The following is a 15,167-nucleotide window of genomic DNA, read 5'->3' as shown; positions in this document are numbered from 1 at the left end:
AACACGTGCGAAAACTTAGAAAAAGTAAGAAGAATCGGACTGGGGTTCCGGCGCAAATGCAAGCCACAACGGGTATTGCAGCAACGACAGATTAATATTGTCCTCAGCCTCATCAATAATGATTAGCGGTAGTCTATCATCTTCTACGAGTCGATCTGCCTTTTGGACGAGGGCATCGGGACTTTCAAATAAAATGACCCCAGAGTTTGGCCCAAAGTCACTGCGGGAGATGCCTAAACAGTCCTGTAAGCCCCGCCGCCATTCGCCGAGTCGTTCTGGGGTATTCGCCAAAATCAAGGCCCGGAGGCGATCGCCATAGAGACTGTAGAGCACCGATAAACTGGCCGAAGCCACAAGAATATTTTGCAGACGGCTACCCATACTCCGGATCGCGCCCCGTCCACCTTGGTCAAAGAACCATTTCTTTACCCGTTCGCTATGGATCGGCTCGAAGGTGCGGCGCAGTTGCCAAGGGGGGCCATAGTAGTCCGGCGACATCTGGTATTGATCCAGCATTTCCTGGATTCGACGCGCCTTGGCGGCAAAACTTTGCTCCGAAAACTGGGGCGGGGTTAATTTTTGAGGAGGAGGCTCCGGGGTCGGTACTGGTGACGGTGCCGCAGACCAATCTTGATCAAAGCTGGGTAAATCTAACTGCTCGGCGGCGATCGCCAAATCCTGCAAGCTCCCGATGAGATAGTCCTTAAACCCTTGTACCCGCACGGCAATTTCTTGGGACGTACCCGCAAAGGTGGTGCGCATTTCCTCACGGATTTTGTCCCGGCGTCGTTCCAATTGGGCAACAGATTTTTGCAGACTTGCCTGTCTGTCTTCGAGGGTTTGGAGTCCTGTGGCCATCAACCGTTCTAGTTGAGCTTGGAGATCTCCCGTTTCCGTTTGTAAGAGGGCCGCTTTTTCTGCCTTCAGTGCGGCAATCTCTGCCAGAAGAGTCTCTTTTTCTGCCTGTAATTTTTCTAAGTCGGTGTTGTCTGTCGTGGTCTCTGGGGTCTGGTCTGGCGCAGGAGTTGAAGCACTGGCATCAGTCTCGGTACCACTCGCTTCAGAGGGCAAATTTAATGGTTCTTTGGGAGTGGGTTGCAGATCTAATTTGGGTCGGTCTTGTTGGGGGTCTGAACTCATAAAAGTTTGTCCTTAGGGGCAACGGGTGACAACGCAGGGGAAAGCGTCATTAATGAAGGGTGTTAGTCTTGGCGGGGGCAGCGCGCTTCGAGAACCTGCTGGAGAGTGCGGGGGTCAAAAATAATCGGTAAAAAATGAATGCTATTGATTTCTTTAAAGTAAAACAGGATGGGAACCCTTGTCCAAAAGATGCGCCAATTTTGCCATTCGCGATAGGGGAAACGCCGAATGCGATCGCCGCTGCGATAAACATCTAAATCCGTGGCGGTGAATTCTAGTCGCAGGGTTACTGCTTGAAAAAGTAAAAATAGACCAAATAAAGAGGCGATCGCCCCCACCCAAATTTGCCAGAGGGCCAGGGGAATCCCACTAATAATCAGCACCAGGGGAATGTTATAGCTAGGCCGTAATTCCACCGTTGGCGGCAGTTGATCGCTGAGCTGAGGTGACGGAGAAGCAGAAGTCATTGCTGTGGGGGCTTTAGGGTGAGCAGGGGGGAATTCCAATTTTAACGCCAAGCCTTTCCCCATTAAAGATTTTCTGATTTGAAGCACAAAAACAAAGAATTTGACGCGAAACCCAGAAAATTACCGGCCTTTCTGGAAAAAAACTCTTACGATAGGGAGATGCTTTTCTCAGATTCTCCCAATGTTTTCTAAGCTCTTCATCAAGAAGCCTATTTTTGCCCTGGTTTGTGGTGTGATCATTTTACTGGTCGGTCTCATTACGATTCCCAGCCTCCCAGTTGCCCAGTTTCCCCAAATTAGTCCCACCCAAATCAGCATCACCGCTAGCTACACCGGGGCCAGTGCTGAAGTGGTAGAGCAAACCGTTACCAATATCCTTGAAGCAGAACTCAACGGGATCGAAGGTCTCAGATATCTTTCCTCCACCAGTAGTAACGACGGTCTGAGCACCATTGTGGCCACCTTTGATGCGAGCCGTAATGAAGACCTGGCCGCCGTTGATATCCAAAACCGACTTGCCGCCGTCACCTCACAACTGCCCGCAGAAGTCCAGCGAAACGGAGTCAGGGTGGCGAAAAGCAGCAATAACATTGTCCTTGGGGTCGGTTTGTACTCCGAGGCGGGCGAATATGACGATGTCTTTCTCAGTAACTATGCCGATAATTATCTACTCGATGCCCTCCGCAAATTAGAGGGGGTCGGTAATGTCCAAATTTTTGGGGAACGTCGCTATGCGATGCGGGTCTGGCTTGATCCCAATCGTCTGGCGGCCCGTCGCCTCATCCCCCAGGACGTAGTCGCCGCAATCCAAGAACAAAATCGCCTGGTGGGGGCTGGACAGTTGGGCCAATCCCCTGCCCCCGCCGGACAACAGTATCAGTTTGACTTAGAAATTCAAGGGGGACGCCTGGGAACAGTACCAGAGTTTGAAGAACTGGTTCTCAAGGTTGATGAGCAGGGTCAGATTATTAAACTGCGGGATGTGGGCCGCGTTGAGCTGGGAGCGGAGAGCTACAACACCACTGTCCGCTACCGGGGCAACCAGGCCGTCGGGATTGGGATCTTCCAGCGGCCGGGGAGTAATGCCCTGGATGTGGCAAATCGCGTCATTGCGGAGATGGAAGTCCTTTCGGAACAGTTTCCGCCTGGGTTGGATTATCGGATTGCTTTTAATACGACCGATTATGTGGCGGCATCGATGCGGGAAGTGGTGATCACCCTCATCACGGCGATCGCCTTAGTGATTTTTGTGATTTTCCTTTTTCTCCAAGATTGGCGCACAACCCTCGTGCCGACCTTGACGATTCCCATTGCCTTGATTGGGACGTTTATTTTCATTAAACTCTTCAATTTTTCGATTAACAGTCTGACCCTCTTTGGTTTGACCCTCGCGACGGGTCTAGTGGTCGATGATGCGATTGTGGTCGTCGAAGACATTGCCCGGCTCATCCACGAGAAAGGCATGGCCCCAAAACAGGCGGCGATCGCCGCGATGCAAGAGTTGACCGGAGCCGTTATTGCCACCTCCTTAGTGCTGATGGCTGTATTTATTCCGGTGGCTTTTTTCCCAGGGACGACGGGAGCTTTGTATCAGCAGTTTGCCCTCACCATTGCCTTCTCTATCGCGATTTCGACCTTTATTGCCCTGAGCCTAACGCCTTCCCTCGCTGGGGTTTTGTTGCGCGATCGCCCCGAACCCACCAATGCTTTGGGAAAAGTCTTTAACCAATTCAATCGCTTTCAAAATTGGCTCCGTCGCCGCTACCAAAAAATTCTTTTCCAACTGACCCGCATGAAATATGCCGTGGTGAGTCTTTTTACTGTCCTGCTGGTGATAACCGCCTGGCTTTACCAAATTGTCCCCGGTGCCTTTGTCCCCGAAGAAGACCAGGGTTACATCATCACCCTTGTCCAGGCCCCCCAGGGGGTTTCAATGCAGTTCACCGATGCTGTGATGGCGCAGGTCGAAGCAGAACTCCTCAAAATCCCCGAAATTGATGGCACCTTTGCCATTAGTGGCTTTAGTTTTGGGGGCGGTAGTCAAGCCAATTCTGGTGTTATTTTTTGTCCCCTGAAACCCTGGTCAGAGCGGACTCGACCCGAACAAACAGCCCAAGGGATCATCGGTCGCCTATTTCCGACCTTTGCGCAAATTACTGAAGCTCGCGTCTTTCCTGTGAATCCGCCGCCGATTCAGGGCCTCAGTAACTTTGGTGGTTTCCAGTTCCAACTCCAAGACCGCAGTGGACGCGCTGCCATCCAGGATTTGGTGGGAGCCATGGGACAACTGCTAGGTGCTGCGAACCAAGATCCTGCCCTCCAAGGGGTGTTTAGTACCTATGCCGCCAATAATCCCAAATATGACCTTGAGATTAAACGGGATTTTGCAAAGGCGAAAAATATCAATATTGCCCAGGTCTATGGCACATTACAAACGGCCTTTGGGTCTACCTATGTCAATGACTTTGATTTGGGTCAGGATAATTATCGGGTCTATGTTCAGATGGATGGCCTATTTCGGGATAATCCAGCGGATATTGGTCAAGTTTATACCCGCTCCGACACAGGCGAAATGGTTTCCCTGGGGCAGTTATTCACCGTCACACCCGGCTCTGGGGCACAAACCATTAACCACTACAATCTGTTGCGTTCCATTGAAATTAATGGTTCTGCGGCTCCGGGGGTCAGTTCTGGTGAAGCCTTACAAACGATGGAACGCATCGCCCAGCAAACGTTACCCCGCAGTTTTGGTTATGAGTGGGCGGGTACAGCCTTAGAGGAAATTGAGTCTGGTGGCCAAGCACCGATTATCTTTGGTTTGGGGCTGGTCTTTGTCTTTTTGGTTCTAGCTGCGCAATACGAAAATTTCTTGGATCCGGCGATTATTTTGCTTTCGGTACCTTTAGCGATCTGTGGTGCTTTGACGGCATTGGTACTTAGGGGCTTCCCCAATGATGTGTATTGCCAGGTGGGGCTGGTGATGTTGATTGGTTTGGCGAGTAAAAATGCGATCTTGATTGTGGAATTTGCAAACCATTTACGTGGCGAAGGGCTATCGATTACCAAAGCCGCCATTGAGGCCGCCCGGGAACGACTCCGACCAATTTTGATGACAGCAATTTCGACCTTATCGGGGATCTTTCCCTTAACATTGGCAACGGGGGCCGGGGCCGCCAGTCGTCAGTCTTTGGGGACGACGGTCTTTGGGGGAATGCTAGTGGCGACTTTGTTGAGTTTGTTTGTGGTGCCGATTTTGTATATTTTGGTGACTTACCTGAGTGAATCTTTATTGGGTCACCGACTGTCAAAGGATGAGGTATAGGATTTTGCTCTGTAAGTTTGCAATGGTAAAACAAATGATCTGGACACGACGCGTTTGGCAAGGGTTGGGTACAGTGGCCTTGGCGATCGCCTTCATGACCGCTTGCACCGAGGTTCCCAATGGAGATAATCAGCCCCCGGTGGTGAATGAACAGCCTCCCGCTGAGAATAATCAGCCCCCAGGCGGCGAAGATCCCACCGACAATAATCCAGATTCAAATCCTGGGGAAACGACGCCCCAGCCGACGGTTTATTGGCTTAAAGATGAAGGCGATCGCCTGGCCTTAGCCCCCGTCGAAGTGGCCCCCACCGCAGAAACCCCCACAGGCCAACTGGAAAATCTGTTTACCCAATTGCTCACAGAAACCCCAGAGGATGGCCTCAGTAGCACAATTCCCCCCGGGACCGAACTGTTGAGCCTGATTATCCAAGGGGATGGTATCGTGGTGAATCTGTCCGAAGAGTTTCAGTTTGGCGGCGGCAGTGCCTCGATGATTGGTCGCGTTGCCCAGGTGCTCTACACGGCCACTAGCCTTGATCCCACCGCCGGGGTGTGGTTCCAAATCGAAGGGGAACCTTTGGAAGTGTTGGGGGGCGAGGGGCTAGAGATTGCCCAGCCCATGACCCGCGACAGTTTCACAACGGACTTTGATCTTTAATTAGCCTCTAAATTAGCCCATTTCAAAGATGAGGCTGACCTTTTCGCCCCGGCCAAAATCGAGGCGATCGCCGTTTTGCAGCAGATGTTTTTCCTTGGGTTCCAACAAAACGCCATTGAGGTAAGTGCCGTTGGAACTCCCCACATCCAGGATGTAATACTCAAAACCATTATCACTCCACAAATTTGCGTGGAGCCGGGAGACAACATCGCTATTGGGCAACGGCGATAAATCAACTTCCGGGGGATATTGGGGATTCGGTTTGCCAATATGAACAATGGAAACCTTCGGAATCGCCAGCACCGTATCCGTTTGCACATGGCGAAATTGGGGTTGGGGTAGCTGTAGGGTCGTCGCCCCGGCATCGGTGGGCACTGGCTCTGGTGGTGCGACCGTCCCAGGGAGTAACCCCATCTCTGTCTGTACGTCCTGGTAAGCCCGTTTAATCAGGTGGGTCGCCACCGTTTGAATGCCGGTATGGGTAAAGTAATTGGTGGTTTGATCCAAAAAAGCAGCCACTAAATCAAGATTGTCGTCGGCAAATTCAATAAATCGCCCCAACTGACTAAATACAGAGCTACGGGACACACCGGTTTTCGCGATCCAGTTTTGCATCCAGCCCCGCACAGCCTCGAAATTTTCGCTTAAAAAGCCCAGCTTGGAAGCGGTATCTTCCCCAGGTAGAGCTGAACCAAGTACCGTATAACCGCTATTATTTTGGACTTCGGTTTGATCGACTTGGCCAATGATGCTATGGACTTTTTCGAGGAAATCCGGCCCCAGGGGTAAAAGGCCATCAACACAAACGAGGGTTCCCATGCGCACCAGGGCGGCACCCCGATAGTTTTCTTGGAGGGCCTGGGCGAGAACCTGGGGGTTTGCCTGGGGGAGACCGTTCAGTTTGCAGTAGGCGATCGCCTCAACGGAAATTTTCAGTACGAGATCGATGGTTTGGCTGGTGTCGGCCTTGGGAGTCAATTTACTGAGAAAGCCCAAAAGACCAATTTTTTCGCCAATTTTGTCGGCGAGGGCGGCAGTCCCCAGGGCCGTGTCAGCTCGATCGACGGTTTGGTATAGAAAAACCGCACTCTGGTAACCGTTTTTTGGGTCATCATAGAGGGCGATCGCCTTGTCCCGAATTCGTTGCAACACCTCTGGATTGGTCTCTTGGGTAATTTGGCGGATCGCGTCGTCAAATCCCCGAAAATTTATCCATTCCCCTGGAAATAGGGTATCGAGAGCCGTCAAAACTTTTGTGGTGATGTTGTTTTCCGGCAGATTATCAACAAGGGTGACAATGGATTTGGCCATGACGCTCAGCTTCTCCAGGATGGCAGAGGGTTTTGTTGCCCATCGTAGCACCCTATTTGGCGACGGTTCACAGTCGTGAATAAAAGATTATTAAGGCGATCGCCCGTCTCTCATTCCAGTAATAATTTTTCGGCGATCGCAATGAAATTCCTGCTTTGCTCAATCAGGATTTGAGTATCTTCTAAACTGATTTGAACATCATCTTCAATGCCATAATCTGCTTGGGTTCTTTTACGTTGAGCAGTGATGAGATAGCGATGAAACTCTGTGGGAACAATTCCTACTTTGACGATATCCCGTCCGAACGCAGCAATCACAGCAGAATGACTAGAAAAGCTGAGATCTTTTTCCCAAAGGAACGCCTCAGCAATATAAAACATCGTGTAATAAGCTCTCGAAGCAGCAAAATTACAAAGTTTTTGTTTTGCTAAAATTTCTGATGCTTTTAGGCTCTCTTTTGCTTTCGTAATAAATTTCGGAGTTTCTGGTTTCATATAACAATTCCTTCTCTTTTGACATTGGCTAAGAAAGGCGTATTTTGTTGATGAAACCTTTCAGAGGAAATAAAGTGACAGGAGATAGCAACATTATTATCTAGACTATGTTTAGCAATAATTTCACCTGTTCTATTGATTTCTTGATACGGATCAATATTAGACCTTAAAATAGCGAGAATATCAATATCGGAAAATCTATTTGCATCGCCTCGTGCTTGAGAACCATATAAAATAATACTTTCCAGATTTTCTTGATACAAAAATTTCAAGTCCTGCTTTATGTTTTTGAGAATATTTTTGATCTGAAAATTAGGCATTTTGAATCCTCAAATAATCTTGTTAAAAATCAAATAATAGTAGCCCCTCATTTCAGTAATGATATTTTGGCGACCACCGAAGTTTATAATCTATTTAATTAGAATTCATGTATCTCCCAAGCCAATTTAATTTAAACGAAGAACAATTTTTGTCGAGATAAACTTTGAAGAATACCAACTGACCCTAGAGACTGAACTTTTTTGGCTAATTTATCTGCGTAATGTAATGGCATAGGTAAGCGACTTGGAAATGCCGCACTTGTAGGATGAAGCAGCGTTAATACAAATACTTGTTCTGCAATGTCTTTGATTGGAGTACTACCTGCTTCCCTAATGATTGATAGTGGTCTTGCACTGCCTCCGGCCTTAGCTTCTGATGTTACAATCTTGAGTTTATGCTCTCCGGAAAAAACAACTGTACCTCTTGGGACATCAATATAAGTTGGTTGATTTTCATCTCTTAGTTGTAACTGAGCCATTCGACCAGCACCACTTTTTCTCACACTGATGAGATCGTATGCAATCCTCTCTTCTTTTAGCTCACTTAATAAAGAATCAAATTCATTTGCTTGAATTAAACCATCTCTCATTAAAAGAATACGCTTGGGTAATTCTCCATTCATCAAATTTTGAAACTGACCAATGATTTTTCTGACAGATAACTTTACATGTTCATGATTCAGTTTTTCCGCCTTTTGAGCTTCTGGTAATTCCCAACCTAATGTTTGACCACTCGCTAAAACAGCAAATGAACTTGTGCCATAAGATAAAGTGTCATTTCTCCCTGCATCAAAGCCAATAACTAAATCAGCGAAATTAGAGATTAATTCTGAATTTAAGCCAACAGCTTGCCAACCTGCTTTAGCAAATAATCCTAATAGAATATTTTGTATTCGATATCTATCATTAGGATTGTTGAGGCGAATATCTTCTTTATATGTTCCATTTTTTTGTTGTATTTTCACAACTTTCTCCTTTACAGGTAGCATAAACTGTAGCGCTATTCCATGCTCTAACGCTTCTTTTGTTAAGGTTAGCTTTTCTTCGTTTTCTAGCCAATTGCAAACGACTAAAATAGTCTGAATACCTTCATCACGCCATGATTTCCAAAATTGAAATCTTTGTATCGAACTATTCGGTATTTGTTCTTTATGACGTATTGAACTCGTATCAATCTCTACCTGATGAACTCTCGCTAAATTTTCAATCTGTCGCAAAATAAATTTTGACCAACCTAGATTGGCAGAATTGTTCTCATAGTTTAGATACCCTAAACGTGTTTCTCCAGATTTGAAAAAGCCCTGAGATAAACTTTGATACACCTTGTTGATAGGTTCGTGATTATAGCTAATCAAAGAAGTATTATGAATTTGTACTGTCTCTCCTTCTAGAGAAAAAGGACTAATTTGATAAGCATCATCTTTGGCAAGCTGGTAAATCTGATGTCCTATCAACTGGGCAATGTGCTTCGACTGTGAGAACCGCTCTTGAACAGTAGGTTTGATTGTATTGAAGACTTGATTAACTGTTTGATCTCCATTATCTGCAAGGGTTGCTAGTAAATCTAGGGAAACACAAGGTCGCACACGTGAAGATAAGTGAAAAACTAGTTTATTTTTGAGCTGTTTAGTCGTGCCTTGCACTTGAATCACAAATGAGGATTGAATTTCTTTAGGTGTAGCAGGAGCCTTTTTATGCCGCAGATGAAAATCAGCTAGGGTTTGACCATTCTCTGCAAAAGTAACTTCTTCTGGTCTACGAGGATCAAAACAAAGCTTTTTCCATGTCATGGCATCATAAATATTGCGCACATAAGGAAAACAAGAAAGTGACAGATCAGGATGTTTTGTAAACCACTCAGTCAAATTCCAAGGACTATAAAGACGATAATAAGAATCAATATCTAGATATAAAGTGCCTTGTCCTGTGATTTTTATATCAATATTGAATCCTTCATGTAGCTCCCAGCCAAATTCTGTATTTTGTAATGCCGCATTTTCTTTATTCCACCAAATAAATCCGCCATTCATTGAAGAATCGACTTCATACCTTGAATCTAACTGTTTAACTTCATACCTTAATTTTTTCTTTGCAACCGTTCTAGAGCCAAACAATCTGTCCCTTGGCGAGGATCTAGAGCAATATTTTTCTCAAAAGACAATTTATATTCTTCTGTTTCAAGTTTATTTTGCCAAATAGATGAGTAGGTAATAATTTTATCTTTATATCTAGTAGCAGAACATCCAACATGATATGCTATTGCATTTAATTGCGAACTTAACTCCGATTCTTTTGGAGATCGTTTAAAATTACAATTATAAGCCTTAACTACTTTTTCTGTATGGTCTAGAGTTTTGATTTTAAAGCTATTTAAAAAAACATTTTGGATGTTCATCATAGAATAAGTGCAGATAAAAAAGAGTAAGCTTGACGGCTTACTCTTTGAATTATACTCAAAATTTATTATTGGAATCTTTTTGGACTAAATAGTATTATTCAATTCCTTCAATACGGTCTTCAACTTCCTGATAAAGCTGTTGTAAACGCTCAAGGTTTTCATCGCTGGTTTCCCAGTACCCACGTCCATTCACTTCCAGTAACGTGCTGACCATCCGACGGAAAGAATTAGGGTTCAAATCCATCAAACGCTTACACATTTCCTCATCTTTGATGAAGGTTTCGTTGGTATCTTCATAGACCCAGTTATCTACCGCATCCGCCGTTGCCGACCAACCCATCGTATTCACCAGACGCTTAGACAATTCCCGCACCCCTTCATAACCGTGGGAGAGCATGCCCTCGTACCACTTGGGATTAAGCAGTTTTGTCCGCGCATCTAAACGCACGGTTTCAGAGAGAGTCCGTACCTGAGCGTTGGCAGTGGTGGTATCAGCAATATAAGCAGAGGGTTTCTTGCCATCATCCCGCAGAGAAGCAACAACCTTGGTCGGATCAGAGTCGAAATAGTGGGAAACGTCCGTCAAACTGATTTCCGAAGAATCCAGGTTTTGGAAAGTGACATCCGCTTTCTTCAGGGAAGATTCAAACACCTTACGGTTTTCGTCCATTACCCCCGGATTATCGGAGTTGAAGGCGAAGGATTTCCGGTTCAGGTACATATCCTGGAGCTCTTTTTCCTCTTCCCAAGAGCTATTTTCAACGGCGAGGTTCACGTTAGAAGAATAGGAACCAGATGCGTTGGAGAAAATCCGGGTCGCGGCTTGGCGAATGTTAATGCCCATTTCCTCGGCTTGTTCTAGGGCGTGTTTGCGCACGTAGTTCATTTCGAGGGGTTCATTGGCTTCGGCGGCCATTTTCACGGCTTGATCCAAGAGGTTCATTTGGTTGATGAACAGGTCACGGAAGACGCCGGAACAGTTGACCACGACATCGATGCGGGGACGACCGAGTTCTTCGAGGGGAATTAATTCCAACTTGTTAACACGACCAAGGGCATCGGGGACGGGTCTCGCACCGACCATCCACATGATTTGCGCCAAGGATTCGCCGTAGGTTTTGATGTTGTCGGTTCCCCAGAGGACGCAGGCGATCGTTTCGGGATATTCGCCACCATTATCGAGCTTTTGTCGCTCAATCAGGCGATCCACCACAACTTTTGCGGATTGGACTGCCGCAAGGGTCGGGATTGATTGGGGATCGAGGGCGTGAATATTTTTGCCCGTGGGGAGGACATTGGGGTTGCGGATCGGGTCGCCACCGGGGCCGGGAAGGACATACTCACCTTCGAGGGCTTTGAGTAAACCGCCAAGTTCTTTGTCGGCACAAACCTGTTCGAGACAGAATTCAAGGTAATCGAAGAGGGGTTTTAGGAGTTCCTGATCGACATTTTTATAACCTGCTTCGTGGAGAGCTTCAACCCAAGGGGCTTTTTTACCCATGTTGAAGAAGTTGAGCTTAGAAACCAGAGACACACGACCTTCGGCGTTGACTTGTTCCATCACGAGGGCACGGACGGCAGCACGGGTGGCTTCGGTGATGTCTTGAAGCAGGTTCACATCTTCGAGGATACCCTGATCGCTGTTGCGGTAGATTTCCTCCATATTGCGCCCGATACTCTTGGCGATGATCGTGGGGAGGCTCCAAATACCTTCTTCTTCGCGGTCGAGGCTGGCAATGTTCACCAGGGTGGCGATCGCCTCTTCAGCGGTGGGAGGTTTACCGATGACATGAAGGCCACAGGGTAACAGGCGGGATTCAATCTCCATCAGCTTTCGATAGACAATGCCCACCATGTTGTCTCGTTCATCCTGAGACATTTGGGCGGCATCTGTTTCAGGGATCTCAATATCCTTATCAAGGTTGCAGATCCGCGCTTGATCCATGATCGTATTCACAATTTGCACGCCCCGCGCCCCATCCTTCAGGGTTTGGTAGGAGCCGATCAACTCGCTAAGTTCCTTGAGACCCTTATATAAACCCGCATTTTCTGCCGGGGGAGTCAGGTAGGAAATGGTATTCGCATAACTGCGGCGTTTGGCGATCGTCGCTTCCGAAGGGTTATTGGCGGCGTAGTAATAGATGTTGGGAATATTACCGATCAGATTATCGGGGTAACAGTCGCCAGACATCCCCATTTGCTTACCAGGCATAAATTCGAGGGAGCCATGGGTACCGAAGTGCAGCACCGCATCTGCGCCCCAAACTCGCTCAAGGTAAGTGTAGTAGGCAGCAAAGCCATGGTGAGGACTAGCGGAACGGGAGAACAGCAAGCGCATCGGGTCGCCTTCATAACCAAAGGTCGGCTGGACACCAATAAACAGATTGCCGAAATGCTTCCCATAGATCAGCAGGTTTTGACCGTCGCTGTTGAGTTCACCGGGAGGGGTGCCCCAATTTTCTTCCAGGCGTTTGGAATAGGGGGTCAGTTCTTCATATTCCGGCACACCCATGCGATAGGCGATGTTTAGCTCAGGGGAAGCATATTGCGCCTGGGCATCATGGATGATTAGCTCTAACAGCTCTTTGGGGGTTTCAGGGATATCTTGAATGTCGTAGCCGTTGTCCCGGAGACCCTTCATTACTTCATGGATCGAGCCAAAGACATCGAGGTAAGCAGCGGTGCCGATATTGCCTTTGTCGGGGGGGAAGCTAAAGATTGTAATGGCGAGTTTTTTCTCTAGCTTGGGCTTCTTCCGGAGATTCGTCCATTTCAAAGCACGGGTGGCGATCGCCTCGACGCGATCTTGTAGCGTAATCGCCCGACCCGTGGCCCCGTCACGACCAGAAAGAATAATTGGTTCAATTGCTCCATCGAGTTCTGGAATCGCAATTTGGAGCGCCACTTGGATCGGGTGCAGACCGAGATCACTCTCTTCCCACTCCTCTGTGGTTTGGAAGACCAATGGCAGCGCCACCATATAGGGACGGTTCAACCGCTTGAGAGAATCAATGGCTTTGGGATGATCCTGACGTGCCGGGCCACCCACGAGGGCAAAACCAGTTAGGGAAACCACCGTATCCACCAGAGGTAATTTTTCGACCCCGGCGACCGTGTTATCCCAGAAAAATTCATCCACAGGCTTCGAGAAATCGAGACCCCCGGCAAAGATGGGGATCACCTTTGCGCCGCGATATTCCAACTCCTGGAGCATGGCGACATAGTGGGCATCATCTCCGGTGACGAGGTGTGTCCGTTGCAGCACGAGGCCAATGCAAGGGGCGAGGGGATCCTTCAGTTCGTCACTAATATCGTCGCGGCCGTTGTACCACTGGAGATATTCCTTGGTGTCTTCAAACATTTTCGGGGCGAGGGGATGCCAAATGCCCATATCGGGATAGACTACCGGCTCGGCATAATCGGCCTTATCGAGCTTCTCAGCCCCCTTGAGGATGTACTTGTCGGTCATCATCAACAGGAAGTTTTCCAAGTTATCGGGGGAACCACCCAACCAGTATTGGAAAGACAACATGAAGTTGCGGGCATCCTGGGCTTTTTCAACGGGCAAATATTTTAAAACCTTCGGCAATGTCCGGAGCAGCTTGAGCATGGCATCTTGGAAGGAAGCACCGGATTTTTCCTTCCGCTTTTTCATAAACTCGCCAATAGCACTCTTGGATTGTCCCAACTGTGCCATGGAAAAAGTGCCCATTTTGTTGAGGCGCATCACTTCCGGCATGGAAGGGAAAACAATCGCCGCATCAAGGTTATCCCGGTGGGGCGTCACAGCTTCAACCACCTTTTGGGCGAGGTCTTCAATGAAGATCAAGGAGGCAATGAATAAGTTGGCTTGGGCGACTTCCCGTTTGAACTCTTCGTAGTTATCGGGGTCACGCAGTTCTTCAATCAGATAACCACTAATTTCAACCGCAATCTTTGGGTGGTTCGCGTTAATCGCTTTTACCGCAGCAGAGAGGGCACTCTGGTACTGGGACTCCAACACGACATAGACCACCTTCACTAACGTGCGATTATTGATGTCATCTGGTTTGATGTGGCGAATGGCGGACTTGACGTTAGTGAACATAAATGGTGAGTCTCCTTTACTTGGACAAGTAGATGGATATTAAAAATTTATAACTATTCCCCTGCTCATCATCACATTATATGGAGCAGAAGCTGCTGTTCTGATAGTGAGCAAGCTGAAGGCACTTAAAGAGTTTTAGCAAAAAATGCTGGTTGGCCTAGGAAAGGCTGACCATTCTGACACAATTTGATAAACCAAACTTAATTTTTTGTCATATTCCTTGACATTTGTAGTGCCCATTGGAGAAAAGCTGATTTGTCGTTTACCTGGCGCTTCGGGCCACTTTACTTTCAGGGGGCACCGTGGGATATTCAGGGCATTGTGCTGTTGTTTGTTTAAGTCTTGGAGCGACGGAAAAATGTTGTTTGAGCCTTATTTTTGGTTGCATGTTGCGGGCTTGGCTTTGCTGCCTTTGATCTGGTCTTTGTTGGCGATCGCCTTGGCGATTGGCATCCCGTTTCCCGTGGCCAATATTGAATTGGGCTTAATTGTGCTCCTGGGGGGAGTCCCGGTGTGGCTCCTGCAAATCCTGCGGCCTTGGCAACCCTTCAGTCTCTTTGTGTTTCAAATTCCGCCAGAACGCCTTGATGAACGGCAACGGCAAATTTTACGGCTCGTGCAGGGAACTCGGCAGCCGATTTTAAATGTCCTGGGGGCGATCGCCATGGTGATTTTGTTGTGGCAAGTAGCCCACTATGCGCCCCTTGCGGTGGGACTGACAGCGGGTCTCCCCCAATGGCATATTTTGGGCTTATTCGCCGCGATCCTGCTGTTCTTCTTGGGGAATATTCTGTTACAAATTCCCTTGACCCTGTTGCCGACACTCTTTATTTCTGAAACAACGGCCCAGGCCATTGATCCCCATCCCACCGTGAGTATCCGGCGCGATTTTGCCTGTTGGGGCTTACCGTTGGGGCAACTGTTTCCCCCGAAACGCGCCTAGGGCGATCGCTACATTCTTTTGAGAATA

At 47.8% G+C, this 15,167-nt stretch carries 11 protein-coding genes; 3 read left to right on the top strand and 8 right to left on the bottom strand.

Features of this window, described 5'->3' with window-relative positions; translation table 11 throughout:
- Positions 1-15: 15 nt before the first annotated feature.
- Both AACR41_RS06650 and AACR41_RS06645 read right to left on the bottom strand, forming a co-directional pair.
- Positions 16-1,140, bottom strand: a complete 1,125-nt coding sequence (locus AACR41_RS06650; protein ID WP_030007234.1) for a DUF3086 domain-containing protein — start codon at positions 1,138-1,140, stop codon at positions 16-18.
- Between the two features lie 62 nt (positions 1,141-1,202).
- Entirely contained in the window at positions 1,203-1,607 is a 405-nt protein-coding gene (locus AACR41_RS06645) for a DUF3119 family protein (RefSeq protein WP_030007233.1), read from the bottom strand.
- 181 nt (positions 1,608-1,788) lie between these two features.
- On the opposite strand from AACR41_RS06645, the gene AACR41_RS06640 reads away from it, so the two are divergent.
- Positions 1,789-4,929: an efflux RND transporter permease subunit gene (locus tag AACR41_RS06640; RefSeq protein WP_030007232.1), complete on the top strand. Its 3,141-nt coding sequence runs from the start codon at positions 1,789-1,791 to the stop codon at positions 4,927-4,929.
- 22 nt (positions 4,930-4,951) lie between these two features.
- Complete coding sequence (locus AACR41_RS06635) at positions 4,952-5,587, top strand: GerMN domain-containing protein (RefSeq protein WP_045442045.1); 636 nt, start codon at positions 4,952-4,954, stop codon at positions 5,585-5,587.
- 12 nt (positions 5,588-5,599) lie between these two features.
- Here AACR41_RS06635 and AACR41_RS06630 read toward each other — a convergent pair whose 3' ends face one another.
- The 6 genes from AACR41_RS06630 to AACR41_RS06605 all read right to left on the bottom strand — a co-directional run bounded on the left by AACR41_RS06630 (position 5,600) and on the right by AACR41_RS06605 (position 14,197).
- Positions 5,600-6,898: an FHA domain-containing protein gene (locus tag AACR41_RS06630; protein WP_045442042.1), complete on the bottom strand. Its 1,299-nt coding sequence runs from the start codon at positions 6,896-6,898 to the stop codon at positions 5,600-5,602.
- A gap of 110 nt (positions 6,899-7,008) precedes the next feature.
- Positions 7,009-7,392 carry a HEPN domain-containing protein gene (locus AACR41_RS06625; RefSeq protein WP_030007229.1) on the bottom strand — a complete coding sequence of 128 codons (384 nt, stop codon included), beginning with the start codon at positions 7,390-7,392 and terminating at the stop codon, positions 7,009-7,011.
- Complete coding sequence (locus AACR41_RS06620; RefSeq protein ID WP_030007228.1) at positions 7,389-7,712, bottom strand: nucleotidyltransferase domain-containing protein; 324 nt, start codon at positions 7,710-7,712, stop codon at positions 7,389-7,391. Before AACR41_RS06620 ends, AACR41_RS06625 begins: the two co-directional genes overlap by 4 nt.
- 131 nt (positions 7,713-7,843) lie before the next feature.
- A complete protein-coding gene (locus AACR41_RS06615) occupies positions 7,844-9,826 on the bottom strand; it encodes an argonaute PAZ domain-containing protein (protein WP_030007227.1) in 1,983 nt (660 codons plus the stop codon).
- Entirely contained in the window at positions 9,790-10,110 is a 321-nt protein-coding gene (locus AACR41_RS06610) for a hypothetical protein (RefSeq protein WP_152550999.1), read from the bottom strand. The genes AACR41_RS06615 and AACR41_RS06610 overlap by 37 nt, the downstream gene beginning before the upstream one ends.
- A 94-nt stretch (positions 10,111-10,204) precedes the next feature.
- Entirely contained in the window at positions 10,205-14,197 is a 3,993-nt protein-coding gene (locus tag AACR41_RS06605; RefSeq protein ID WP_030007226.1) for a magnesium chelatase subunit H, read from the bottom strand.
- Between the two features lie 358 nt (positions 14,198-14,555).
- On the opposite strand from AACR41_RS06605, the gene AACR41_RS06600 reads away from it, so the two are divergent.
- Entirely contained in the window at positions 14,556-15,140 is a 585-nt protein-coding gene (locus AACR41_RS06600; protein ID WP_012306646.1) for a low-complexity tail membrane protein, read from the top strand.
- Positions 15,141-15,167: the final 27 nt, after the last annotated feature.

The sequence above is a fragment of the Picosynechococcus sp. NKBG042902 genome, from assembly GCF_963864045.1.
Classification (GTDB): Bacteria; Cyanobacteriota; Cyanobacteriia; order Cyanobacteriales; family MRBY01; genus MRBY01.
The sequence above is the reverse complement of the archived record's forward strand: the minus strand, read 5'-3'. Positions and strand labels throughout refer to the sequence as shown.